Here is a 25,728-nt window from a genome sequence, read left to right on the forward strand (position 1 = left end):
ACGCGTATTTACAGATTTTATGATTTACGCCAATGGCGAATATTGACGGAGCTATTTTCTTCATGAATTAAATCTTGCATAGTGCCCTCACATTATTTCTCCCCCTGAATCAGGAGGCGGATAGTTATATTCCATCAATCTTTATTGATGGACCAGGTATGCTTTACTTCACATTAATACGAACATGACCACTGTTAACTGGAGAAACAAAATGAATTATCCGGCAGAACCCTTCCGTATTAAAAGCGTTGAAACTGTATCTATGATCTCGCGTGATGAGCGCATCCAAAAAATGCAGGAAGCGGGCTACAATACCTTCCTGTTGAACTCGAAAGATATCTATATCGACCTGCTGACGGACAGTGGTACGAACGCCATGAGTGATAAGCAGTGGGCCGGGATGATGATTGGTGATGAGGCCTACGCAGGCAGTGAAAACTTTTATCATCTGGAAAGAACGGTTCAGGAGCTGTTTGGCTTTAAACATATTGTTCCTACGCACCAGGGGCGCGGGGCGGAAAACCTGCTATCGCAGCTGGCGATTAAACCGGGGCAATATGTTGCGGGGAATATGTATTTCACCACCACGCGTTATCATCAGGAAAAAAATGGTGCCACCTTTGTGGATATCGTCCGTGATGAGGCGCACGATGCCGGTCTGAATATCGCCTTTAAAGGCGATATCGATCTTAAAAAGCTGCAAAAACTGATTGACGAAAAGGGCGCTGAAAATATTGCCTATATCTGTCTGGCGGTGACGGTGAACCTTGCGGGCGGCCAGCCGGTCTCGATGGCGAATATGCGTGCCGTCAGGGAGTTGACGCAGGCGCATGGCATTAAAGTCTTCTACGATGCAACCCGCTGCGTAGAGAACGCCTATTTCATCAAAGAGCAGGAAAAAGGCTTTGAGAACAAGAGCATCAAAGAGATCGTCCATGAAATGTTCAGCTACGCCGATGGGTGTACCATGAGCGGGAAAAAAGACTGCCTGGTGAATATCGGTGGGTTCCTGTGCATGAACGATGATGAGATGTTCTCGGCGGCTAAAGAGCTGGTGGTGGTATATGAAGGGATGCCATCCTACGGCGGTCTGGCCGGGCGCGACATGGAAGCAATGGCCATTGGTCTGCGTGAATCCATGCAGTTTGAGTACATTGAGCACCGTGTGAAGCAGGTTCGTTATCTGGGCGATAAGCTGAAGGCGGCAGGTGTGCCGATTGTTGAACCGGTAGGCGGCCATGCGGTATTCCTCGATGCTCGTCGCTTCTGCGAACACCTGACCCAGGACCAGTTCCCGGCGCAGAGTCTGGCGGCAAGCATCTATATGGAAACGGGCGTGCGCAGCATGGAGCGTGGCATCATCTCCGCAGGGCGTAATAAAGAGACGGGCGATCACCACCGGCCAAAACTGGAAACGGTACGCCTGACTATTCCACGCCGCGTTTATACTTATGCGCATATGGATGTGGTGGCCGATGGCATTATTAAACTCTATAAGCATAAAGAGGATATTCGCGGGCTGAAGTTTATTTATGAGCCTAAGCAGTTGCGCTTCTTTACTGCACGTTTTGATTATATTTAATGGTATTGATAGCCCCATTTTTAAATGGGGCTTTTTGTTTTTTATTATCCGAAGATGTACAAATGACAGCCGTAATTATAATTAATAGTCAACAGGAACATTTATCATGGATATTAATGCCATTGAACGACAGAGTTCCCCCGGACTTATTAGCGGGACGATGCTTGTCATCGCAACGGTAGTCGGCGGGGGAATGTTCTCCCTGCCTATTGCGATGGCGGGAGTCTGGTTTCCCGGCGCCTCTGTTATTCTGATCGTTATTGCCATCATGATGTTATTAACCGGCCTGATGCTGGTGGAAGTGAACCTTCACTATGGTGCCGGAGCCAGTTTTAACACCTTTACTCAGGATCTATTAGGGCGAAAGTGGAATATCGTGGTTGGTATCGCCTTTGGTTTTGTACTCTATATTTTAACCTATGCGTATATCTCCGGGTCATCGGCGGTGATGGCGCAGACGGTGTTTAAATATAGCGGTTTTCGTTTCCCGGCAAACATCTCCGTTATTGTCGTCAGTATGCTGGTTGGCGTAATCGCCTGGTACAGCTCGCTGCTGGTCGGGCGGATCACCACCATTCTGATCGTCGGTAAGTTTGTGGCGTTCTTTGCCACGTTCTCCGGGCTAATCGGCCATATTGAGGTGGCGAAACTGGTCGATAGCGTCGCCATCGCACTGCCGAATACGCAATATCTGCCCTATATTCTGATGACGCTGCCGTTCTGCATTATCTCCTTTGGTTTTCACGGCAATGTGCCGAGTCTGGTGAAACTGTATGGCACCCACGGCGTATCCCATATTACGCGTTCCATCGTGATTGGCACCCTGTTTGCCGTGCTGCTCTATATCTTCTGGCTGGCGGTGACGATGGGCAATATCAGCCGCGCCGAGTTTTCGCCGATCATTGCCAAAGGCGGCAATATTGATGTGTTTGTGGAAGCCATCAGTGGGCTGTTTACCAGTCGCTATATGGATTTAATCCTGACCTTTTTCGGTAACTTTGCCGTTGCCAGTTCGCTGCTGGCCGCTACGCTGGGTCTGTTTGATTATATTGCCGATCTGTTCCACTTCCCGGATAACGGCATCGGCAGACTGAAAACCGCGCTGGTGACCTATTTCCCGCCCGCTGCCGTCTGTTTCTTTTTCCCGAATGGTTTTGTCCACGCGATTGGCTATGCGGGACTGGCGTTTACCATCTGGAGCGTGATCCTGCCGCCATTTCTGGTGAAAGCGTCCCGTAAGCGTTTTGCCACGGCGCGTTATACCGCCCCCTGTAACAATACGGTGCTGAATCTGGTGATTGTCGGTGGAGGGATTGTGTATCTGACAGTGGTGCTGGATGTGTTTGGTTTGCTGCCGACGTTCCGTTAGCGGGAGGCGCTATGTTTCTGACATTACTCAGGTTACAGCATCCGCTGGTTTATCGTTACGCCTGGCTGAGGGTGTGGGTGGTGGTGTTAAGAAAATGCGGACTGCGCAAGAGTAAAACTCACAAAAGCAATCAGGCCTGTCGTTGACAGGCCTGCCTGGATTTACACCCGGAAGTAGCGTGGTGGAATCAACGTTGAGAACGCGTCGATCTTCTTCACCATCTTTTTCCAGAACAACATAACAACAATCCTCTGTTTAAAATGCAGGCGCTATTTTAGTCAGCGCAGGCATTGCGTAAAAGATCGCCGCGTCGTTCTTATCGTGTGCGCGGTGTAAAGCTTTTTGTTCACTCTGCAAAATGTGGATGAGTAACACGATCGGCAACCCTGCCGCCGGGTTGACAAGCGTTAAAATAGTATGGTGGGCAATCCCAGCCCGCGTTTCACTTCCCGTAGCGTTGTCTGTGTGACCTCATGCGCCCGTTCACTGCCTTGTTGCAGTATCTGCATCAGCATGCCTTTATCCTGAATATAGGTTGCCCGCCGCTCGCGCATTGGGGCAATCAACTCCTGCAAACAGGCTTCCAGTTCGTTTTTACAGGTGCGATCGCCAAGCCCGCCCTGCTGATAATGCGCTTTCATCGCCGCGACTTTCGTTTTGTCCGGGTGAAAGGCATCCAGCCAGGTGAACACGACATTTCCTTCGATCTGACCCGGATCGCTGACGTTAAGGTGGTGAGGATCGGTGTACATGGCGCTAACCGCTTTGTGGATCGTCTCTTCACTGGCGGAGAGTTGCAGGGTATTGCCGAGAGATTTTGACATTTTAGCGCCGCCATCGATGCCGGGCAGGCGGCCGGTGTCGCTCAGAATCGCCTGACAGTGGCGTAGCAGCGGGGCAGGCAGCAGGCTGTTCATCTTGTGTACGATTTCGTTAGTCTGCTCGATCATCGGCAACTGATCGTCTCCTACGGGCACATATTCCGCTTTAAACGCGGTGATATCCGCCGCCTGGCTGATGGGGTAGACCATAAATCCGACCGGTAACGAGCGGGTAAAGCCTTTCTGCGCAATTTCATTTTTCACCGTCGGATTACGTTCTACGCGGGCGACAGTGACGACATTCATATACAGCATGGTCAGTTCCGCCAGTGCAGGTAAGGTGGATTGCAGGCAGAGCGTGGTGAGTTCAGGGTCGATACCGGCGGCCAGATAATCCGCCAGCACTTCCGGGATGTTGTCGCGGATCTTTTGCGGGTTCGTACCGTTATCGGTCAGCCCTTGCAGGTCGGCAATCAGCACAAATTGTTGATGGGTATGCTGCAAAGCAACGCGCTGGCGCAGTGAGCCAATGTAGTGCCCGAGGTGCAGGGCGCCCGTAGGGCGATCGCCGGTCAGAATGGTGGGTTTTGTGTTCATCAAAGACTCCTTTACGTGAAAAAACCGAAAGACGTCTCTGGAACGCAATAGCCGCCTTTCGGCGGCTATTAATACGGGGATAAAACAGAACCGTGCCGCCTTTAGTCAGGCAGCCACCAGCGGTTATGGCGTTGGGGAATCGTAGTCTGTTTATTCATAAAAATGACCGTATCACGGTTAAGCGCAGGGGTAAACCTGCTATGTCAGGGTTGTTAATGGGCAACCTGTTCACTCTGCTTGCCATCAGCGCTCTTCAGCATTCTCTTTTTTGCGTAAACTGCCGCTGCTTAACAAGTTGAATCATGCTGATGACGGCGCCGAAAAATAAGGCCGCAGCGCCGCAAAGCGTTGCACTGGCGATCGCCTCCGTGCCGCTGCCTAACAGGCTGGTTAACAGTGGGCCGACGATCTGACCGATGCCGTAGGTAAGCGTGACAAGACCCAACAGATTGATATTCCCCGGCACGCTCAGCTGCCGCGCCAGCGGCATCACCAGAGAGGTTGTCCCCATGAACGTCGCGCCAAAACCAATGCTGCTGATAATAAGAAGCGGCAGTGCGTCGCTGGCGAGCGTGAGTATGACGCAGACCCCCTGAATCAGCAGATTCGCCGTCAGGCATTGTAATACGCCCCAGCGCTTTGCCGCCCACAGCCAGCCAAAACAACCGGGAACGATCGCCAGTCCCACCAGTGACCAAAGATGGGCGGTGAGTAGCGGCGAGCCCGCGTTTTTCGCCATCAGCGGCAGATAGGTGGCGACGATGATGTAGCCAAATCCGGCGAAGCCATACAGCAGCGCCAGTTGCCACCAGCGCATCAGCGGATGATGCGTCGGCGCCGGAGGGGCGGGCGGCAACGCGTGGGCGCGGGCAGGGATGAGGAACGCCAGGAGCAGCAGCAACACGGCGGAGATAACGGCAGCGCCTGACCACAGTGCATGGGAAGAAAGCGCATAGCGTAAACCGGCGATAACATATTCGTTGCCCAGCAAGATACCGGCGCCAACGCCGGAGAAAAGCGACGCAATCACAAACGGGTGACGGGTATGTTGCAGGACGATCATCGAGCCAAAAATCATCATTCCGGCGCTGGCGACCCCGGCCAGAAAACGGATCAGCATCACGATGGCAGGTTGCGTAAATATCGCCATCGCAAGGATTAATCCCCCGGTTGCTACCGCCGATGTCAACAGCATTGGCCGTAAGCGAGAGGGGAGGTGAAAGGCGCCGAAGGAGAACAACAGGCTGCCCGCCAGATACCCCGCGTAGTTGGCGCTGGCAATCCAGGAAAGCGCCGCGAAGGTAAACTGACCTTCAGACAGCAGGACTGGTAGCATAGGGGTATACAGAAAACGTCCGATCCCCATTCCCAGCGTTAGTACCATTAAGCCGAAGAGTGCCGTACTGATGGCATGACGGTTTGAATCGGCATTGCCCTGAACCATACTTGCTCTCACTTAGCGCGTTAATTTGTGTTTGTTATATTACATGTGTAAATGATAATAAAAAGTAAAAAATAGAGGGTGTGTGAGAGCCTGGCAAGGCATACGCGTTGGGAAATTCAGCAGGCGTCGATCGTTTTTACGCAGTGCCAGCCATCATCCATGCAGCGATAGATGGATTCGGTATGACCGGGGATAATCCACTGCGTTTCTTCGCCGGGGGCGCAGCGCAGGTAAATACATAACCCGCAGCCGCCGCGTAGCTGGCGTGGAATATCCGCCACCCGAAAGGTCATTCCCGCAGCCTGAAGCGCTTTGCGGGTCTGAATGACGCCCACCGTCGAATGAAATAAAAACAGATATTCCGTCATCCGCGTTTTCTCTGGCGTTGACCAATCAGCGCCGCACCAATGGCCCCGGCAAACTGCGCGTCAGGATGGGTGTAAACCGGCATCGCAACGTGGCTTTCCAGCATACGCGCGAATGCCGCACAGTGGCTGACGCCGCCGGTAAACAGCAAAGGTCCCCCGGCAGACAGTCGGCCGATAAAATTAGCGCTACGTCTGGCCATCGCGTTGATCACGCCGGAAAGAATGGCTTCTGGCGCAACGCCCGCAGAGCGCAGGCTGATCACTTCAGACTCGGCAAAAACCGTGCACATGCTGGTGATGGCATGAGGCTCAACGCCGTCGGTGATCGTATCCAGTTGATCCACGCTGGCGCCGAGGGTGCGCGAAATCACCTCCAGAAAACGCCCGGTTCCGGCGGCACATTTATCATTCATCAGAAAGTCGGTGAGATTACCGTCGTTATCTAGTTGAATAACCTTGCTGTCCTGGCCGCCAATGTCGATGACCGTGCGGGTTTCAGGAGCCAGAAAGCGCGCCCCCAGCCCGTGGCAGGAGATTTCCGTCACCTGTTTATCGGCAAAATCAACCAACTGGCGTCCGTAGCCGGTTAGCGTCAGAAACGGGCGCGTGTCCAGCCCTGCGCTTAGCGCTTCCCACGCCTGGTGGATAGCATCGGCGGGGCGAAACGGCGTGGGGCAGAGGAAACGGCGTGTGATAACACCCTCCGCCAGCAAAACGCCTTTTGTCGCCGTGGAGCCGGAATCAATGCCAATCGAATACGTCACGGGCGCTCCTTACAGCATTTCGATAAAGGCCGCGACGCGGGTGCTGAGTTGCCCGATATCCGAAGTGGAGTAGTCCGTTTCGATGGCGATATAAGGGATGTTGTGCTGCTGGCGTACGTGGCGCTTAATCGCCATAGACTCAACGGCATAGGTATGACAGGCCTGCAAAATCACATCCACGACGCCGTCCGCCTGATACTCCTCTACCATCTGGCTGAGCAACGTCAGCCGCTGGTCGTTGGGCGAAATGCAGGAACAGCCAATTGCGAGGTATTTGTCGGTCAGCGCGTCATAGGCATCGCCCGTCTCTTCAACGCACTGTTCGGTGGCTTTTGCCCCCGTGCAGTTTTCAAATCCGACGACCCAACCGCCGTTTTCTTCAATGGCGCGTACCACTTTTTCTGCCGCGCCGCCAATCGGGCAGCCGGTGATCAGAATACGCGGGCGGGCGTCCAGCCGCTTGCCGTCCTGCCACTCCTGGCGCACGCGGTCAGCCATGCCGTTGAGCTCGTCGATAAGCGCTTCTTTATCAAAACGAAACGTCGCGCCGTACACCACTTTCAGGATATCGCTGCCGCTAAGAGCAGGAGGATTAAGCTGGCCGACGCGGTAGAAATTGGCCAGCGCGCGGCGTTCGCGGTTTTTCAATACGATCGCATCGCGCAGGGCGGCTTCGCTGATGGGGCGGCCAAAATGCGTTTCCACAGCCTGTTGCAGACGCAGGATCTCTGCTTTCCATAACGCACGGGAGGCGGCGTCATTGGCGCTGTTGGGCAGTTGCATGACGTGTACGGCCTTAAATTCGGCCATGTATTCGTACATTTTCTTTTTGCCGTCGCAGGTGGTTTCGCCCACCACCAGATCGGAAAAATAAAAGTAGGGGCATTTGTCCGTTTTGCCGAAGCCGTAGCTGCTTTTGATCAGCGGACACAGGTTGCGCGGCAGATCCTTTTCGGCTTCTTCGATGGTTTCGTCCGACGTTGAACACAGGGAAACGACAACCGCACCCGCCGCCATTGGGATCTCCTGCGGCATAAACGTGCAGTAGGTGCCGACCAGCGGGGTCCCCTGTTCTTTAAGATCCATGACGGTGAGAAAGCCTTTCTGACGGGCGTCGGAGAACTGGTTAAAAATGGCGGGTAGATCGGTGATAAGCGACATGGTTTTCCTTCCCCGTAACACGGGAGACAATGAAAAGACCACGCATTATAACCCTGTAAAAACCAGGTGTTTATTGATCTGCTTAAAAGTTGGGTAACGTCAGCAGGGACGGTATTTGCGACAGCAGATACAAGACCAGCCCGATGGAGCCGCCGACCAGCGTGCCGTTGACGCGGATAAACTGCAAATCTTTGCCGATGTTCAGCTCTATCTGGCGTGACATATCGCGGGCATCCCAGCTCTTTACCGTGTCGCTGATGTGGCGCGTCAGAAACGCGGCGAACTCCGGCGCGACCCGGTGCGCAGCCTGTTCCAGATGGCCGTTGAGCGAAGCGCGAAGGGCATCATCCGCCACCAGCGTCTCGCCGAACCATTGCCCGGCATGGGCGATCCGCTGCTTCACGCGGGAACCCTCTGCGTTAATATCTGCCTTCAGCCACTGGCGTAAATCAGCCCAGAGTTCACCAAGATAATGGTTAAACGCCTCATCTTCTTTCAGGTACGCTTTGATGCTTTCCGCCCGGGAGGCCATCTCTGGATCGTTTTTGAGTTTGTCGATCAGCTTAAAGGTGGCGCGATCGAAGGCGTGGCGGATCTGGTGCGCCTGGTCGTGGCTGATATCATCCAGCAGCGAATTCACTGCGTCGGAAACCAGTTCTGCGCTGTGTTCCCCCAGCCATTCGGTCGGTAAAATTTTTGCTTTTAGCGGATGTTCCGTCTCCAGCCAGCGCACGATTTGCTGTGCGATAAACGCGCGTGAGCTGTCGCGCTGAAGCAGGGCGATCAACTGCGCGATCAGGGTGTCCAGCAGTACCTGATGACGATCGTTTTTGGTCATGCTCTCCAGCATTAACGCGCTGGTGCCAGAGAAGTCCACTTTATCGATCGCTTTGTGTACCGCCCGCTTGAGCAGGCGCTGAATACGTGCGTCGTCCGTCAGTTCGAGAAAACCGCTCATGATTTGCAGCAAATGCATCCCAACCCGCCGGGCGTTATCCGGCTGACTGAACCAGTTGCCGATCAGCAAGGCCGGTTCATGACGGCGAATGAGCGCGACCAGCGACTGGGTATCAAGAAATTTCTCCTGCACGAACTGGCCAAGATTTTCGCCGATTCGATCCTTATTACGCGGGATAATGGCGGTATGCTGCGCGATAAACGGGATCGGCACCCGACGAAACAGCGCCACGACGGCGAACCAGTCTGCCAGTGCGCCCACCATTGCCGCTTCCGCAATGGCTTTAATGCCGAGTACCCAAAAATTTGGCGGCAGGAAAAGCGTCGTGATGAACGTGGCGGCGGCAATCAGCAGCAGCGAGAGCGCCAGTCGTTTGGCGCGTTTGAGTTCAGCAATTTTATTCATAGCGTTAAGGATAGAGCCAGACGGGGGGATCGTGCAAAAGATCATCCCGGGATCCAGTTATCCCATGCAGGCAAGGTTCCCAGTTCCGCCACCAGAAAATCGATAAACGAACGCACCTTCGGGTTGCTGTATTTACTCGGGAAATAGAGCGCATAAAGGGCGTGCGTTTCGCAGGTGATGGTGCCGTCGAGCATCAGCGGCGTGATCTCCTCTTTCTGGATGTGATCGCCAATCAGGTAGGTCGGCAGATAAGCCACGCCCTGGTCTTCCAGCACCGATTTTAGCAATACCAGACTGCTGTTGGCCTGGATCGGCATATGCAGCTTTAACTGGTGCAGGCGCTCCTGCTCGTCCGCCACTTTAAGCACCGGGGTGAGTCCGGGATAGACCAGGCAATCATGGTTCACCAGCTCGACGCGACGCTGCGGCATCCCTTTTTTCGCCAGATAGCCGGGGGAGGCGCACCACGCCCAGCGGATCGGCACCAGCTTGCGCATGGCATAGTTTTGCGGCGGCGCGGTGGAGATGCGCAGAGCGATATCGAAATCCGTTTCGTTCAGATTCACAAAATTATCGTTGAGGTCGATGTAGAGATTCACGTCTGGATATTGAGTACGGTATTTATCCACCAGATTAACTAATCGGGAATATCCAAAGGCAATTGAACAGGTTATGCGTAATTCACCTTGTGGGCTGTGATAATAACCGGAAGTGGTATTTAAGGTTTCATCAAACTCGTTGAGTAATTTAGTCGCACGGTTAAATAAATATTGCCCGGCATCGGTCAGGGTAATACTGCGGGTGGTACGTTTAATTAACGTTGTACCCAGCGTATCTTCCATTGCTGCCAGACTTTTACTTACCGCTGAAGGTGACACGTTAAGCTGGGCAGCGGCTTCAGATAATCCACCGCAATCCACAATCTTGATAAAAAACTCTAAATGCTTCAGGGAAATGGATGTGTTCATTGTTTCCTTTTATTCACAAGTGATTTGCAAAAACGGTACGAATAGGCCGTTACATTCGCGTTTGAAACATGTAACTATTGAATCACAGGAAATAACTTGCTGACAAAATGAAAAAATAACAACTTAAGTGAGTTATGTCACAAATTAAACAGGAGGCAAAAGAAAGAACGCGAAAAATTGTGAATTTAATCTCATTTAATATAATTTAAATTAAAAGGTGCCTGTTATGTGGTCACGACTCGAACCCTACAGATCTTCACTTATTTTATTACTCGCTCTGGTTGTCGGCGGCTTATTAGGTATTTATGCTCCGACGTTTGCAAGTCAACTCCAGCCGATAGGTCAGATTTTCCTGAACCTGTTATTTATGATTATCGTTCCGCTGGTGGGGATCAGCGTAATGTCTTCTATCGCCAGCATGACCGACCTGAAACGTCTGGGACGCATTATGGCGATTATCTTTATCGTCTCTATCGCGATGGCTTTTATTCCGGCCGCCGGAATTGTGGCGCTCGCGCTCTGGTATAACCCGGCGCAGGGGGTGACTATCGATCTTTCACAATCCGTGCAGGCGGGCAGCGGCAAGATGGATTTTGTCAGTATGATCACCACCAGCGACTTTATCGGACTGTTTTCTAAATCGAATATTCTGGCGCTGATCGTGATGGCGATTATCGCCGGGATCGCCATTGGGCAGTCAGAACAGGCGGGCAAACGCATCGCCTCACTGCTGGAAGACGCCAACACGGTGATCATGAAGATTGTGGCGATCATCATGAAGGTGGCTCCCATCGGCCTCGGCTGTTACTTCGCTGCGACGATGGCCAGTCAGGACTCCGGCCTGTTGCTGACCTTTGCCCGGGCTATCGGCCTGTTCATGGTTGCCACTCTGGTTTACTACATCTTCGGTTCTGTTCTTTACTCCTACATTGGCGGCGGACTACCTGCGGTGAAGGCCTTCTGGCGTAACGCCATTGAACCTTCGGTGACCGCGCTGGGGACGTGTTCCTCGCTCGGCACGCTGCCGGTGACTCTGCGTGCGGGTAAGGCGATGGGCATTAACCCGGAAATCGTTGATGTCTCCATCCCGCTACTGGTTAACCTCAATAAGGGCGGCGTGGCGATGATTGCCGCATTGAAGATTGTTTTTATCTATTCCGTTTTAGGCATGGAGTTCACCACCGAAACGTTCTTCCTGACGATGCTGATTGCCGTACTCTCGGCGATTATCGTCGGCGGCGTCCCTGGCGGCGCATTCCTCGGTGAGATCTTTATTGTCACCACACTGGGGTTGCCGATGGAGGCCATTCCAATGCTGGTGGTGCTGGGCACGATTACGGATGCGCCAGCAACGCTTATCAACGTAATTCATGATTTGAACGCGGCGCAGATTGTGGAGCGTTTCGCCGGAAAGAAACCGGTGAACGCTGATATCAACACCACGGACGCAGTAGTCCCGGCTTTCCGCATGGATTAAGGATGTAACAGGAGACGTTATGAAAGATTCAGTTAAGCTCGACACGCAGTTAATTATCGCCGGACGCGACAAACGTTATACCCAGGGAGCGGTGAACCCGGTGATCCAGCGCGCTTCTTCACTGGTGTTTGATACCGTGAAGGACAAAAAATTTGCGACGGCCAATCGTGCGAACGGCGAGCTGTTCTATGGTCGCCGTGGTACTTATACCCACTTCGCATTTCAGAAGGCGATGAGTGAGCTGGAAGGCGGCGTTGGCTGTGCGCTCTATCCTTGCGGCGCAGCGGCGGTGACGAATGCGATTCTCGCCTTTGTGCAGGGCGGCGATCATCTCCTGATGACCGGTGCGGCCTATGAACCCACGCAGGACTTTTGCAATAAGATTCTGAGCAAGTTTGATGTATCAACGACGTATTACGATCCGCTGATTGGCGCGGGCATTGTCGATTTGATCCGCCCGGAGACCAAAGTGGTGTTCCTCGAATCACCCAGTTCCATCACTATGGAAGTTCAGGATGTACCGGGCATGGTGAAGGCGATCCGTGCGGTGAACCCGGAGATTGTCATTATGATCGACAATACCTGGGCGGCCGGCGTACTGTTTAAGGCGCTCGACTACGGCGTGGACATTTCAATTCAGGCGGGTACTAAATACACCATCGGCCATTCCGACGGTATGCTGGGAACAGCGGTGTCTAACGCCCGCTGCTGGGATCGTCTGCGGGAGAACTCTTATCTGATGGGGCAGACGCTGGATGCTGATACTGCTTATAACGGCAGCCGCGGTTTACGCACGCTGTCAGTTCGCCTGAAGCAGCACCAGGAGAGCAGTATTCAGATTGCCCGCTGGCTGTCGGCTCGCCCGGAAGTGGCGCGAGTGAACCACCCGGCGCTGCCGGAGTGCCCTGGACATGAGTACTTCCGGCGTGACTTTTCCGGTAGCTCTGGCCTGTTTTCATTCGTGCTGAAAAAGCGGCTGACCGATGAGCAGATGGCAAATTTCCTCGATAACTTCTCGCTGTTCCATATGGCCTACTCATGGGGCGGATTTGAGTCGTTGATTCTGGCGAACCAACCGGAAGAACTGAACAGTATCCGTCCTGCTGGCGATGTTGATTTCAGCGGCACGCTGGTCAGGGTGCATATCGGGCTGGAAGATGTGGGCGATCTTATCGCAGACCTGGACGCCGGGTTTGCGCGTATCGCTTAAAAAAGCAGGCCCCGTATAGCGGGGCCTGCTGTCGGCGCAGATAAGCGTAGCGCCATCAGGCATGAGTTTATTTCTCAGTTGCCAGTTCAGTCACCTCATACTGACGCACGCGCTGTAATAGCCCTCTCAATGTGAACACCGCCGCAATTCCTGCCACCACCGCCAACAGATGAAACGGAATCTTGCCGCCGTTAAACCACAGCCCGCGTCCGACTTCGATAGCGACGGCCATGACTGTCAGGATGACGATATTCAGCGACGCTGAGACGGTGCCTTTAGGCAGAGTGTTGGAAAACAGCGTAAAGCGGAACAACGTCGAGAAAATCATCCCGATCCCGAAAGCGTACAGACTGGTGCCCAGCACTGACCACAGCCAGACATGAGGCCACAACAGATTTCCTGCGATCAGGATGGCCAGACCGACAAGCTGTATCGGCGGCGCGCGCCAGATAAAACGCGGATCGCCAGGATCTTTCACCACCCGAGCGACCATCATATTGGCGATGATTACCGCGCCAAACACCGGCACCTGCGCCCAGGCGAACTGCGCGGTGGTCATGCCGCCCGCGTCGATTAAGATTACTGGCGAGACCGCCACCCAACTCATTAGCGGGATGTAGCTCAGCGAAAGCGTTGCGGCGCCGAAGAGGAAAATCCGGTTGTGAAAGACGTGGCGAAAATCACGGAGGACAGCGGGAATGCTAAACGGCGCCGCGCCGCGTTGTACCGTCTCTGGCATCGCCAGCGCCAGGCCGCACAGGGCGATCAGCCCCATCAGCGCAATAATGCCGAACAGGGCTTTCCAGTGAACAAAGTGCATTAGCGCAGCGCCTGAGAGCGGGCCGATAACCGGCGCAACCAGAACTATTGAGGTGATGATCGCCATCAGTTTTATGGCTTTGGTCTGGCCGAAGGCTTCCTGCACGGTGACGTAACCGACCGTGGCGATAAAACAGATGCTGGTGCCCTGAATGAAACGCGCGACCAGAAACTGCGTCATTGACGTTGTAAGGAGCGTGGCGGCGCAGGCAACGGTGAAAATAAGCGCGCCCGTAATCAGCACCGGTCGGCGGCCAATCCGGTCGGAAAGCGGGCCGAGCAACCACTGCAATGCCATCCCTCCGGCCAGATAGAGACTGACGGATGCCGGAGCCAGACTGACATCGGCATTGAAATCATGCACGACATGGATGATGCCCGGCTGAATCAAATCCGTCGACAGGTAGGCGGCAAAGTCGTACAGAATCAGCGCCATCGGGAAAAATAGCGTTGTCGCGCGCCGGGAGAAGAATTGACGTATCCGTTGCATATAAATCGCACTCCATGTCGGAGAAAACCCTGAACGGGTACAGTGAAACATTTCTGCGTGGCGTATTCAGAAAAAATGTACGCCTTGCAGAAAGGTGAATTTATCGTTGATAGCGCCTCGCAGCAACGCATAATACCGAATGTCGTTGGCATCCTGACAAGGTAAGGTGACGCCGGGTTGTTTAACACGCGATGGATTGCCATGAAAAAAGGAACGACATCCACCCCGCATGATGCGGTTTTCAAAACGTTTTTATGTCACCCCAATACCGCACGTGATTTTCTTGAAATCCATCTTCCTCTTGCGCTGCTTGAGCTTTGTGACTTGAGCACGCTGAAGCTGGAGTCCGGGAGCTTTATCGAGGAGGATTTGCGCGCTTATTATTCTGATGTGCTCTGGTCGCTGAAAACGACAGAGGGAGATGGCTATATTTATGTTGTGATTGAGCATCAGAGTTCACCGGATGCGCATATGGCGTTTCGTTTGATGCGTTATGCGATTGCCGCGATGCAACATCACCTGGATGCCGGGCATAAACGACTCCCCCTGGTGGTGCCGATGTTGTTTTATCACGGTATCGACAGCCCCTATCCCTATTCCTTATGCTGGCTGGATGAGTTTGCCGACCCGGAACTGGCGAGGCGGCTTTATGCTGCGGCCTTTCCGCTGGTGGATATCACCGTGACGCCGGATAGTGAGATCATGCAACATCGGCGTATTGCCTTGCTGGAGTTGATACAAAAACATATCCGCCAGCGTGACCTGATGGGGCTGGTGGAGCAACTGGCCTCACTTTTGGTGATGGGATACACTACCGACAGCCAGCTTAAAGTGCTGTTTAATTATATGATGCAGTGCGGCGATGCATCTCGTTTTAGCCAGTTTATTCACGAGGTGGCCGAACGTTCCCCCCAACACAAGGAGAGTCTGATGACGATAGCTGAACGATTACATGAAGCGGGTCGCCAGGAGGGTATGCAGCAAGGCCAACGGGCTGAGGCGCAGCGTATCGCGCGTACAATGCTGGAAGACGGCATCGATCGCGATACGGTTTTACGTATCACCGGACTTGCTGTTGAAGAGGTTATCGCGCTGAACCACTAAACACATATCCACCAGCGCATCACTGGCCCGGTAAACGCCGTTCTGCCGGGCGGGCTTATTCCATCGCCACTTTCACCGCCTCTCCAAGTTTTTGCATCACTTCACGATGTTTCTCGTTCGGCGGTAACGCACAGTTGATGCGCACGCAGTTGCGATACTTCCCGGAGGCGGAAAACAGTGACCCCGGCGCGACCTGGATTTTCAGGCGGCATAGCTGTCTGGCGACGCAGACCATATCGATATGCTCCGGCAGCTCGACCCATAGCATAAAGCCGCCTTTTGGTCGGGTGACGCAGATCCCGCAGGGAAAATATTCGCGTACCCAGCAGGTATAGATCTCCATGTTGCGCTGGTAGATTTGGCGCATTCGCCGGACATGACGGTGATAGTGGCCCTCGCGGACGAAGGTGGCCGCCGCCAGCTGCGTGGCGGGAACGTTGGTGCCGATGACGGCGTATTTCATATGCAGCAGGCGATCGTGGTAACGACCCGGAGCGACCCAGCCTACGCGCAGGCCCGGCGCGACGGATTTGGTAAACGAACTGCACAATAGCACCCGACCATCGATATCCCAGGAGTGGATGGTGCGGGGGCGCGGGTAATCCGTCGCCAGCTCGCCATACACGTCATCTTCAAAAATCACAATATCGTGGCGCTGCGCGAGGCTGAGCACTGCCCGTTTGCGTGCGTCCGGCATAATAAACCCGAGGGGATTATTGCAGTTTGGTACGAGGATAACCCCTTTAATCGGCCACTGATCCAGCGCCAGTTCCAGTGCTTCAATACTGATACCGGTATCCGGGTCGGTCGGGATTTCAATGACTTTTATTCCTAAGCCGCGCAGGAGCTGCATGGTGCCGTAATAGGCGGGGGATTCGACGGCGACAATATCACCCGCCTGGCAGACGGTCAGCAGCGCCAGCGACAAACCGCTCTGGCTACCGTTGGTGATAACGATATCATCAGCGCTGACGACCGAACCGCTGTCAAGCATCAGGCGGGCGATCTGTTCCCGCAGTTCGCGGTATCCGGCCAGTTCATCGTAGCCCAGCACCGCCCCCAGGTTATGTTGCGCCACGCGGCTTAGCTCGCGCCAGAGCGGTTTCAGGCTGGGTTGGTGGATATCGGGGACGCCGCTGCTGAAAGGAATAATTGATTTGTCGTTGTGCCCTTCCAGCATGTCCAGCACCTGATCCCACTGGGTGATCTCTACCGGTCGCTGTACCGGGCGTGACATCAGCGGCACCGGCGGTTGCGCCTTGCGCGGGGCGACAAAGTAGCCGGAACGCGGCTGTGGAGTGATAAGCTGCAACGTCTCCAGCGTCTGATATGCCTGCTGTACGGTACTGATGCTCACCCCATGCTCCTGACTCAGGCTACGCACCGAGGGCAATTTTTCCCCGTGGCGATACAGCCCTTGCTCAATACGCTCGGCCAGCAGATTAGCCAGATGTTGGTAACGCGTCATGCTGTATCCCTCACTCTTGCCATACAGATGGAAAAACCAGTACAGAACGGTGGTCGAAATCGCGTTCAGATACCGTTTTAGCCAATCTGTATGGCAAAGAAAAGTATTTTTTGAATCTGTATTGTGGTGGTGAAGATCCGGGAAGATAAAGCCTCTGACCAGGTGGGGAGGTGGAGTATGGAATTTCACGAGAATCGCGCAAAACAGCCGTTTATTGGTTTTGTTCAGGTCTGGCGGGCAATAAAAAGATGGCGACTGCGGGCGCAGACGCAGCGCGTATTGCAACGCATGAACGATGAACAGTTAAAGGATGTGGGGCTGCGACGGGATCAGATTGAGTGATCCACCGTAACATCACAGAGGCTGGGCTGTATTCAGTCCGGCCTTTTTTACATTCACGTAATTTATCAATTGATGCTTCCTTATCAGCTGTTTCTTGATACTTATCCTGATAAGTATTATTTTCCCATCTGCTAAGAGGGGAAAGAGAGATGACTGAAGATGAGCTGTTTGCCCGCCGTCCGATGGGGATGCGCATGGCAATGGTGGTACGCCAGTGGCGTGCAATTATTGATGCTGCCATCACCGATACCGGCCTGACGCAGTCAAGCTGGACGGTGCTGATGCAACTGCATCAGTTGGGTGATAACGTCTCGGTCAGCGAACTGGCGGAGGTGCAGGGCATTGAGCTGCCACCGCTGATGCGTACCCTCACGCAACTGGAAAAACAGGGCTATCTGGTGCGTTCAACATCGCCATATGACAAACGCATCCGCCTGCTGACGCTGACAGCGCAAGGCCGTTCAAGGCTGGAAGAACTGAACCGGGTGATTGAGACCTATCAGCAACGCGTCACCCGCACTATCCCGGAAGCGGAACTTGCCGCCTTCAGCGCCACATTAAATCAAATCGCCTGCAATCTGCGGTTAATCCGCGAAGAAGATAATTAACTCTAAAAAACTATGATGACCCCAGAACAAAAATTTGCCCGTTGGGTAAGGGTGAGTATTGCCGCTTTCCTTGCAATATTCGCCTGGTTTATTGTTGCCGATATCTGGATCCCGCTGACGCCGGATTCCACCGTGATGCGTGTGGTGACGCCGGTCTCCTCGCGCGTCTCCGGCTATGTCTCACACGTCTACGTACGCAACAATAGCCAGGTGAAAAAGGGCGACCTGTTGTATGAACTGGACCCAACGCCGTTTATCAATAAAGTTGAAGCCGCACAGATTGCCTTTGAGCAGGCGAAGCTGAGCAACCAACAGTTGGATGCGCAGATCGCCTCTGCGCGCGCCAACCTGCGCACCGCGCAATACACCGCCCGCAACGATAAGCTCACGCTTGACCGCTATCAGCGGCTGAGTGCGATGCAGAATGTTTCGCAGTCGGATCTGGATAAAGTGCGCACCACCTGGCAGACCAGCGAGCAGTCGGTGGCGGCGCTGAATGCCAGTATCCAGAACCTGCTGATCCAGCGTGGTGAACGTGACGACAGTCGCAATGTGACGCTGCAAAAATACCGCAATGCGCTGGAGGAGGCGCAACTGAACCTGGGCTGGACGAAGGTGCGGGCGGAAACCGACGGGACGGTGAGCAATCTCCAGCTCAACCCTGGGCTTTACGCCACCGCTGCCACGCCTTTGATGGCACTGGTCAGTAACCAGACCGATATTGTGGCCGATTTTCGTGAGAAAAGTCTGCGTCACACCCGCGTAAATACCGATGCCGCAGTGGTGTTTGACGCCATGCCGGGCAAAGTGTTTCCTGCGCATGTGACCAGCAGCGATGCCGGGATTCTGGCCGGGCAGGAAGCGGTTAACGGACAGCTGTCGCAGCCGGAACAGTCGACGCGCTGGGTGCGCGATGCCCAGCGTATGCGCATTCACGTTGCGTTGGATACCCCGCTGGAGAACCCCCTGCCGACCGGCGCTCGCGCTACGGTGCAGTTGTATAACAGCGAGGGGATGTTTGCCCGCACCTTTGCAGGGGCGCAGATCCACCTGGTAAGCTGGCTTCACTATGTCTATTAACACCCTGGCCCACGTCTTTACGCCGCACGGGAATATTGTCTACACCGCCAATGATTTTCGCCAGACTGTGCGTATTTCCGTTGCCGGGACGATAGCGTTGAGTATCTCGACCTTTTACAACGTGCAGTACGGCGTGTTTTTTGTGGTTTATCCGCTGATGCTGTTGTCGCTGGTGCCGGTGTTTAACCGCCATGTGGCTCGTCAGTTTGTATTCAGCGCAGCGGTGAACTGCGTTGAAATGGTGTTGATTGTCGGCTATCTCTCACAGTGGCCGGTAATTATGACGCTGGTGGTGTTTGGCCTGTACGTGATGCGCTTTCGTTTTATGAGCAAGGGGCCGCTGTTTTTGCTGGGGTCGATGGGCGTGGTGTGCCAGAGCACGATGCTCAACTTTATGAGTTACCCTGGCACCAACTGGCACACGCTGATGTTCTCCAATATGGAGGCCTGCGTGATGGCGGTAGCCCTGAGCGCGCTGCTGCACTATCTGATCCCGGATGTCGAACCGCGTCAGCCGCCGCCGCGTATTGAGAAAGATGATGCCCGTATTCGCCATGAGTCGCTGCTTTCCGGCACCGTGGCGACGATGATCTTTGTGATTTTCCAGATCTGCGATTTGAGCGATTCGCTGTCGGCGCTGATGGCGGGAATTTTGATTTTGTTTCCGATGCATTATCGTGGTGCGGTGATCAGCTCTATCTGGCGTGTCGTCGGCGTGGTGCTGGCCTGCCTGTATATTCTGCTGGTGCAACTGCTCATTTATGACTTCAGCAACCATATGCTACTGATGATGCCGCTGATCGGCCTCGGGCTAGGCTTCAGCGCTCGTCTGCATGTGATGGAAAAGGTTGGCGCGGGCGTCGGTTTTGCCAGTATCACCACCATCGGCATTATGTTCGGCCAGAACCTGCACCCGGACAGCGATCTGGTGTTCAGCGATCTGTACCGCATCACCTCAGTCACCGTCGCGCTGGTAGCGACGCTGACGATGGTGTTTCTGGTCCACCGCATCCTCAACTGCTTTGCAGCGACACGGTTTGTGATTACTGAGTGAGTGGGGGGAGGGGGAGTGAGTGCCGGATGGCGGCTGCGCCTTATCCGGCCTACGTAGTTGATTTGTAGGCCCGGTAAGCGCAGCGCCACCGGGCAATCCAGAATGAGGGTTACTTCTTCAGCCCCGCAAACGCGGCTCTGATCTCATCTTCCGGCAGTTGAATGCCGATAAACACCAGCGTGCTGTGCGGCTGTTCGTCGCCCCACGGGCGGTCCCAGTCGGCGCTGTATAGACGCTGGACGCCCTGGAACAGCAGGCGGTTCGGTTCGCCTTCAATCCATAGCATTCCTTTGTAGCGCAACAGTTTCTCGGCGGACTCCAGCAGCAGGTTTTCCATGACGCGGGAAACGTCGCTGATGTCTACCGGATAATCCAGCTCCACCACAATTGATGAGATATCGTTTTGTTTGTCGGCGATAAAGTGGAAGCGCGGTGTGGCGCTGACCACGTTCTCCTCCAGCATAAAGCCGTTGGTGTCGAACAACAGGGAGAGGTCGATATCGCCGTGCGTGACGGTGTAAACCGGGGCGCGGGCGTTGATGCGCGCTAAGCGTTCACGCAGTTTTTCGCTAACTCCCGCCACGTCGGTTTTGGTCAACAGGATGCGGTCGGCATAACCGACCTGCGACTGGGCGATGGTGAACTGGTTCATCTGCTCGTTGGCGTGTACCGCATCGACCAGCGAAATCACGCCGTCCAGCAGGTAGCGCTGGCAAATCACGTCATGGGAGAAAAAGGTCTGAATAATCGGGCCGGGGTCGGCCATGCCGGTACACTCAATCACCAGACGGTCGAAATGGATGTTGCCCTGGTCGAGATTGTCGAGCAGGTCTAACAGCGCGTCTTCCAGTTCACTGGAGCGGGTGCAGCAAATGCAGCCGTTAGTCAGGGTTTTGATCTGGGTGGCGCGATCGCCAATCAGCTGATCGTCAACGGAAACTTCGCCGAATTCGTTTTCGATAACGGCAATCTTGTAGCCGTGCTTTTCGTTAAGAATATGGCGCAGCAGGGTGGTTTTACCCGCGCCGAGAAAACCGGTGAGTAGGGTAACTGCAATCGGGGTCATCAGTGCCTCCATTAACAGCAGCGCATGCCGCCTTTTCCGTCGCCGCCGTAACGTGCCTGCTGGCGCTCGCGGAAGAATTCTTCATAGCTCATGTACGGCTTGTCTGGATGGTTGGTTTGCATATGCTCGACATAGTTGTCGTAGTCTGGAATGCCAATCAACATCTTCGCCGCCTGGCCGAGATATTTTTTTGCCTGACCTAAGTTACCAAACATTTTCTCATCCAGATATGAATAAAGCCCAGCGAACCGGGCGTTGGTTTTGCCGGATGGCGGCTTGCGCCTTATCCGGCCTACGTTAACTGCATTTTGTAGGCCGGGTAAGCGTAGCGCCACCCGGCATCCGATTAATGGTGTGAAGAGGTCTTCACGCCGCCTTCCGGCACCGGTACATACGGCGTCTCTTTATCGGTACGACCGTTGATGGTGCGGGCTTTCTGCCAGGTACGGAACCCATAGAAGATGATGCTGTACACCACTACCAGGAACAGAATACTCAGGCCTGCGTTGGTGTAGTTGTTCACGACGATGTGGTTCATATTGGCAATTTGCTGTGCGGTCAGTTCGCTGCCGTTGGCAATCTTCTCTTTGTACTGGTTAGCCATGTAGAAGAAGCCTTCCATCTGCGGGTTGGTGCTGAACAGTTTCAGACCCAGCGCCCAGGTGGTGCAGATCAGCAGCCATACTGCCGGGATAACGGTAACCCAGATGTATTTGGTGCGCTGCATTTTAACCAGTACCACGGTACCCAGAACCAGCGCCACGGCGGCCAGCATCTGGTTGGAGATACCGAACAGCGGCCACAGGCTCTTAACGCCGCCCAGCGGATCAACCACGCCCTGATACAGCAGGTAGCCCCACAGACCGACGCAACCCGCAGTACCGATGACGCCAGCAACCAGAGAGTCGGTTTTCTTCAGGAACGGGACGAAGTTACCCAGCAGATCCTGCAACATAAAGCGGCCGGAGCGGGTGCCTGCATCCAGCGCGGTCAGGATGAACAGCGCTTCGAACAGAATACCGAAGTGATACCAGAAGCCCATGTCAGCCATCGGCAACACTTTGTGGAATACGTGAGCGATACCGACCGCCAGCGTCGGTGCGCCACCTGCGCGGTTCAGTACCGACGGTTCGCCGATGTCTTTCGCGGTTTGCAGGATCTGCTCAGGCGAAATTACAAAGCCCCAGGAGCTGACGGTTGCCGCCGCGTGTGCGGTGACGTCTTTCAGCTGCGCCATAATCAGCGGCGCGTTCTCGCCACCCATTTCGTGCAGGTTCGGCATGGTGATACCGAGGCCCGCTGGCGGGGTGTTCATCGCGAAGTAGAGACCCGGTTCGATGATAGACGCCGCAACCAGCGCCATGATCGCCACGAAGGACTCCATCAGCATTGCGCCATAGCCGATGAAACGCGCGTCGGTTTCACAAGCCAGCAGTTTCGGCGTCGTACCGGAAGAGATCAGCGCGTGGAAGCCAGATACCGCGCCACAGGCGATGGTGATGAACAGGAACGGGAACAGCGCGCCTTTCCACAGCGGGCCTGTACCGTCGATGTACTGGGTCATCGCTGGCATTTTCAGCTCAGGGTTGAGGATCAGAATCCCCAGCGCCAGACCGACGATAACGCCGATTTTCAGGAAGGTTGCCAGATAGTCGCGCGGGGCGAGGATCAGCCATACCGGCAGCAGTGCGGAAATAAACGCGTAACCGATCAGCGCGAAGGTAATGGTGGTGTCTTTAAAGGTCAGCGCCGGGCCCCAGTACGGGTCGTGCGCAATCACGCCGCCGAAGTAAATAGAAGCAACCAGCAGCACGATGCCAATAACGGAGACTTCACCCACACGTCCCGGACGCAGGAAGCGCATGTAGATCCCCATAAACAGCGCGATAGGTACGGTTGAGCAAACGGTGAAGACGCCCCACGGGCTTTCGGCCAGCGCTTTTACCACGATCAGCGCCAGTACCGCGAGGATGATGATCATGATTAAGAAGCAGCCAAACAGGGCGATGGTGCCCGGCACCGGGCCCATCTCTTCTTTGATCATCTCACCGAGAGACGCGCCGTTACGGCGGGAAGAGATAAACAGCACCATGAAGTCCTGTACCGCACCGGCCAGCACTACGCCCGCCAGCAGCCACAGCGTACCCGGCAGGTAGCCCATTTGCGCGGCCAGAACCGGGCCGACCAGCGGGCCGGCGCCAGCGATAGCGGCAAAGTGGTGACCAAACAGTACGTAACGGTTTGTCGGGACGTAGTTCAGGCCGTCGTTATTAATGACCGCAGGCGTAGCACGCGTTGGGTCGAGTTTCATCACCTTCTGGGCGATGTACAGGCTGTAGTAGCGATAAGCCACCAGATAAACAGAGACGGAAGCGACCACGATCCACAGGGCGCTGACGTGCTCACCTCTGCGTAAGGCGACTACCGAGAGGCAGAATGCACCGATGATTCCAAGAATCACCCAGGGTATGTGCTTGAATATCTTTTTCGTATCCATAGTAAAACCTGGTTTTTAAGATTAATAATTGGCCGAAGCCGTTGGGTTTGAGTCTGTGTTTGAGGAGGTAAATTGACTGCTATGCTGAGGTGATCCTGCCAGAGATACGCGCGCGTAAAGTAAGGTAAATAAGTGAGTGGTTATATGTGGGCTTAAGCGGTCAGGAGTGTCAGTGAGTGGTTTTTCCGACGGAGGGATACGGTCATTTATGTGATTGAGATCGCTAATTAAAATCCAGCATTTCTTTTTCGTCGATCGTGAACGGCGAATCATTCGTGCTGATATCGTCCCAACCAGTACGAATTCGGTAAAGTTTTCCCTTTCCAGGCCGAAAATTCTGGTATCTGTCTAGCGGAAAGAGAAAACATGTTAAAACGAATCAAGATTGTGACCAGCTTGCTGCTGGTCCTGGCAATATTTGGCCTTTTACAACTCACCTCAGGCGGTTTGTTCTTTAACTCATTGAAGAATGACAAAGAGAACTTCACCGTTCTGCAAACCATTCGTCAGCAACAGTCCACGCTGAACGCCAGCTGGGTTGCGCTGCTGCAAACGCGAAACACCCTGAACCGGGCGGGTATCCGTTACATGATGGATCAGAACAATATTGGCAGCGGTGCGACCGTTACCGATCTGATGCAAATTGCGACGACCTCTCTGAAACTGGCGGAAAAACACTGGGCTGAGTACGAGGCGTTGCCTCGCGATCCGCGCCAGAGTGAAACGGCGGCAGTGGAGATCAAGCGTAACTACGATATCTACCACAATGCGCTGGCGGAGCTGATCCAGCTGTTGGGCGCAGGTAAGATCAACGACTTCTTCGATCAGCCCACTCAGGGTTATCAGGACGGTTTTGAGAAGCAGTATGTTAACTACATGCAGCAGAACGATCGTCTGTATGACATTGCGGTAGAAGATAATAACCGTTCATACAGCCAGGCAATGTGGGTACTGGCGAGCGTGTTAATTGTTGTACTGCTGGTGATCGTCGCCGTTTGGTTCGGTATTAAGCTCTCTCTGATCGCGCCGATGAACCGTCTGATCGAAAGTATTCGTCATATTGCGAACGGCGATCTGGTGAAACGCATTGATGTGGAAGGCTCTAACGAAATGGGACAACTGGCGCAGAGCCTGCGTCATATGCAGGGCGAGCTGGTTCGTACCGTCGGTGATGTGCGTAACGGCGCGAATGCGATTTACAGCGGCGCCAGCGAAATCGCTATGGGCAACAACGATCTCTCTTCCCGTACTGAACAGCAGGCCGCCTCTCTGGAAGAGACCGCCGCCAGCATGGAAGAGCTGACCGCCACGGTGAAACAGAACGCCGAGAACGCGCGTCAGGCCAGCCATCTGGCATTGAGCGCGTCTGAAACCGCGCAGAAAGGCGGTAAAGTGGTGGATAACGTCGTGCAAACGATGCGTGATATTGCTTCCAGTTCGCAGAAAATTGCCGACATCATCAGTGTGATCGACGGTATTGCTTTCCAGACCAACATCCTGGCGCTGAACGCGGCGGTAGAAGCGGCGCGTGCGGGTGAACAGGGTCGTGGTTTTGCCGTGGTAGCGGGTGAAGTTCGCAACCTGGCGCAACGCAGTGCGCAGGCGGCGCGTGAGATCAAGAGCCTGATAGAAGACTCCGTCAGCCGTGTGGATGTGGGCTCAACGCTGGTCGAAAGCGCCGGTGAAACGATGGATGAAATCGTGAACGCGGTGACGCGTGTGACCGATATCATGGGGGAAATCGCCTCGGCATCTGATGAGCAAAGCCGTGGTATCGACCAGGTTGGCCTGGCGGTAGCGGAGATGGATCGCGTTACCCAGCAGAACGCCTCGCTGGTGGAAGAGTCTGCCGCCGCCGCTGCCGCGCTGGAAGAGCAGGCCAGCCGCTTGACGCAGGCCGTTGCCGTATTCCGCATTCAGCAGGAACAGCAGCGTGCGCGTGATGCCGCAGCGGTGAAACCGGCTTCTGCGTCTGTACTGCCGCGTAAAGCAGCCGTCGCGGATAGCGGCGATAACTGGGAAACCTTCTAAGCCGTCATGCCGGATGGCGCTGGCGCTTATCCGGCCTACGGGTAG

23 protein-coding genes are annotated in these 25,728 nt (G+C 54.5%); 11 read left to right on the forward strand and 12 right to left on the reverse strand.

The features are described 5' to 3' along the window. Positions 1-211 precede the first annotated feature (211 nt). From OGX93_RS12865 to OGX93_RS12875, 3 genes are all read left to right on the forward strand, one after another. Positions 212-1,582 (forward strand): tyrosine phenol-lyase, encoded by a 1,371-nt coding sequence (locus OGX93_RS12865; protein WP_049010418.1) that lies wholly within the window; start codon positions 212-214, stop codon positions 1,580-1,582. A 106-nt stretch (positions 1,583-1,688) separates the two neighbouring features. Beyond that, positions 1,689-2,951 (forward strand): aromatic amino acid transporter, encoded by a 1,263-nt coding sequence (locus OGX93_RS12870; protein WP_012134247.1) that lies wholly within the window; start codon positions 1,689-1,691, stop codon positions 2,949-2,951. Positions 2,952-2,962: 11 nt separating this feature from the next. Next, on the forward strand, positions 2,963-3,097 hold the full coding sequence (locus OGX93_RS12875) for a hypothetical protein (protein WP_286487807.1): 135 nt from the start codon (positions 2,963-2,965) through the stop codon (positions 3,095-3,097). 261 nt (positions 3,098-3,358) lie between these two features. Here the strand turns inward: OGX93_RS12875 and trpS are convergent, their stop codons facing one another. The 7 genes from trpS to OGX93_RS12910 all read right to left on the reverse strand — a co-directional run bounded on the left by trpS (position 3,359) and on the right by OGX93_RS12910 (position 10,437). Then, entirely contained in the window at positions 3,359-4,369 is a 1,011-nt protein-coding gene (gene trpS, locus OGX93_RS12880) for a tryptophan--tRNA ligase (RefSeq protein ID WP_286449887.1), read from the reverse strand. A gap of 253 nt (positions 4,370-4,622) precedes the next feature. After that, positions 4,623-5,813 carry an MFS transporter gene (locus tag OGX93_RS12885; protein WP_104867815.1) on the reverse strand — a complete coding sequence of 397 codons (1,191 nt, stop codon included), beginning with the start codon at positions 5,811-5,813 and terminating at the stop codon, positions 4,623-4,625. 116 nt (positions 5,814-5,929) lie between these two features. Further along, a complete protein-coding gene (locus OGX93_RS12890; RefSeq protein ID WP_047459160.1) occupies positions 5,930-6,181 on the reverse strand; it encodes a putative Se/S carrier protein in 252 nt (83 codons plus the stop codon). After that, positions 6,178-6,945, reverse strand: a complete 768-nt coding sequence (gene yjiL, locus OGX93_RS12895; RefSeq protein WP_047459158.1) for a putative 2-hydroxyacyl-CoA dehydratase activator YjiL — start codon at positions 6,943-6,945, stop codon at positions 6,178-6,180. The genes OGX93_RS12890 and yjiL overlap by 4 nt, the downstream gene beginning before the upstream one ends. Before the next feature lie 9 nt (positions 6,946-6,954). Then, positions 6,955-8,106 (reverse strand): double-cubane-cluster-containing anaerobic reductase, encoded by a 1,152-nt coding sequence (locus OGX93_RS12900; protein WP_047459155.1) that lies wholly within the window; start codon positions 8,104-8,106, stop codon positions 6,955-6,957. Positions 8,107-8,188: 82 nt separating this feature from the next. Beyond that, on the reverse strand, positions 8,189-9,469 hold the full coding sequence (locus OGX93_RS12905) for a DUF445 domain-containing protein (protein WP_058669144.1): 1,281 nt from the start codon (positions 9,467-9,469) through the stop codon (positions 8,189-8,191). 41 nt (positions 9,470-9,510) lie between these two features. Further along, positions 9,511-10,437, reverse strand: coding sequence for a LysR family transcriptional regulator (locus tag OGX93_RS12910; protein ID WP_012134237.1), 927 nt, complete (start codon positions 10,435-10,437; stop codon positions 9,511-9,513). A gap of 226 nt (positions 10,438-10,663) precedes the next feature. Between OGX93_RS12910 and OGX93_RS12915 the strand changes: the two genes are divergently transcribed. Both OGX93_RS12915 and metC read left to right on the forward strand, forming a co-directional pair. Next, the gene (locus tag OGX93_RS12915; protein WP_047459152.1) at positions 10,664-11,914 is read left to right on the forward strand and encodes a dicarboxylate/amino acid:cation symporter; all 1,251 of its coding nucleotides are present in this window, start codon (positions 10,664-10,666) and stop codon (positions 11,912-11,914) included. Positions 11,915-11,933: 19 nt separating this feature from the next. Further along, the gene (gene metC / locus OGX93_RS12920; RefSeq protein WP_012134235.1) at positions 11,934-13,124 is read left to right on the forward strand and encodes a cystathionine beta-lyase; all 1,191 of its coding nucleotides are present in this window, start codon (positions 11,934-11,936) and stop codon (positions 13,122-13,124) included. A 67-nt stretch (positions 13,125-13,191) separates the two neighbouring features. Here metC and mdtM read toward each other — a convergent pair whose 3' ends face one another. Continuing rightward, positions 13,192-14,433, reverse strand: a complete 1,242-nt coding sequence (mdtM, locus tag OGX93_RS12925; protein ID WP_286449886.1) for a multidrug efflux MFS transporter MdtM — start codon at positions 14,431-14,433, stop codon at positions 13,192-13,194. Between the two features lie 201 nt (positions 14,434-14,634). Between mdtM and OGX93_RS12930 the strand changes: the two genes are divergently transcribed. Beyond that, on the forward strand, positions 14,635-15,537 hold the full coding sequence (locus OGX93_RS12930; protein WP_199976455.1) for an Rpn family recombination-promoting nuclease/putative transposase: 903 nt from the start codon (positions 14,635-14,637) through the stop codon (positions 15,535-15,537). A 55-nt stretch (positions 15,538-15,592) separates the two neighbouring features. On the opposite strand, the gene OGX93_RS12935 is transcribed toward OGX93_RS12930, so the two are convergent. Continuing rightward, complete coding sequence (locus OGX93_RS12935; protein WP_047459146.1) at positions 15,593-17,005, reverse strand: aminotransferase-like domain-containing protein; 1,413 nt, start codon at positions 17,003-17,005, stop codon at positions 15,593-15,595. Positions 17,006-17,182: 177 nt separating this feature from the next. Here OGX93_RS12935 and OGX93_RS12940 point away from each other — a divergent pair, with 177 nt between their 5' ends. The 4 genes from OGX93_RS12940 to OGX93_RS12955 all read left to right on the forward strand — a co-directional run bounded on the left by OGX93_RS12940 (position 17,183) and on the right by OGX93_RS12955 (position 20,089). Beyond that, entirely contained in the window at positions 17,183-17,347 is a 165-nt protein-coding gene (locus OGX93_RS12940) for a DUF1127 domain-containing protein (RefSeq protein ID WP_071818873.1), read from the forward strand. A 149-nt stretch (positions 17,348-17,496) separates the two neighbouring features. Then, a complete protein-coding gene (locus OGX93_RS12945) occupies positions 17,497-17,955 on the forward strand; it encodes a MarR family winged helix-turn-helix transcriptional regulator (RefSeq protein WP_012134229.1) in 459 nt (152 codons plus the stop codon). Between the two features lie 12 nt (positions 17,956-17,967). After that, positions 17,968-19,035 (forward strand): HlyD family secretion protein, encoded by a 1,068-nt coding sequence (locus OGX93_RS12950; protein WP_047459142.1) that lies wholly within the window; start codon positions 17,968-17,970, stop codon positions 19,033-19,035. Beyond that, entirely contained in the window at positions 19,025-20,089 is a 1,065-nt protein-coding gene (locus OGX93_RS12955) for a DUF2955 domain-containing protein (RefSeq protein WP_012134227.1), read from the forward strand. Before OGX93_RS12950 ends, OGX93_RS12955 begins: the two co-directional genes overlap by 11 nt. Positions 20,090-20,198: 109 nt before the next feature. Here the strand turns inward: OGX93_RS12955 and yjiA are convergent, their stop codons facing one another. The 3 genes from yjiA to btsT form a co-directional block, all read right to left on the reverse strand. After that, the gene (yjiA, locus tag OGX93_RS12960; RefSeq protein WP_047463784.1) at positions 20,199-21,155 is read right to left on the reverse strand and encodes a GTPase; all 957 of its coding nucleotides are present in this window, start codon (positions 21,153-21,155) and stop codon (positions 20,199-20,201) included. 11 nt (positions 21,156-21,166) lie between these two features. Continuing rightward, positions 21,167-21,370 carry a YbdD/YjiX family protein gene (locus OGX93_RS12965; protein ID WP_024130742.1) on the reverse strand — a complete coding sequence of 68 codons (204 nt, stop codon included), beginning with the start codon at positions 21,368-21,370 and terminating at the stop codon, positions 21,167-21,169. Between the two features lie 131 nt (positions 21,371-21,501). Next, positions 21,502-23,652: a pyruvate/proton symporter BtsT gene (gene btsT / locus OGX93_RS12970; protein WP_047459136.1), complete on the reverse strand. Its 2,151-nt coding sequence runs from the start codon at positions 23,650-23,652 to the stop codon at positions 21,502-21,504. A gap of 366 nt (positions 23,653-24,018) precedes the next feature. Here btsT and tsr point away from each other — a divergent pair, with 366 nt between their 5' ends. Then, positions 24,019-25,683, forward strand: coding sequence for a methyl-accepting chemotaxis protein (gene tsr / locus OGX93_RS12975; RefSeq protein ID WP_012134223.1), 1,665 nt, complete (start codon positions 24,019-24,021; stop codon positions 25,681-25,683). Positions 25,684-25,728 lie beyond the last annotated feature (45 nt).

This window comes from Citrobacter sp. CK195, assembly GCF_030333365.1.
Taxonomy (GTDB): Bacteria; Pseudomonadota; Gammaproteobacteria; order Enterobacterales; family Enterobacteriaceae; genus Citrobacter_B; species Citrobacter_B koseri.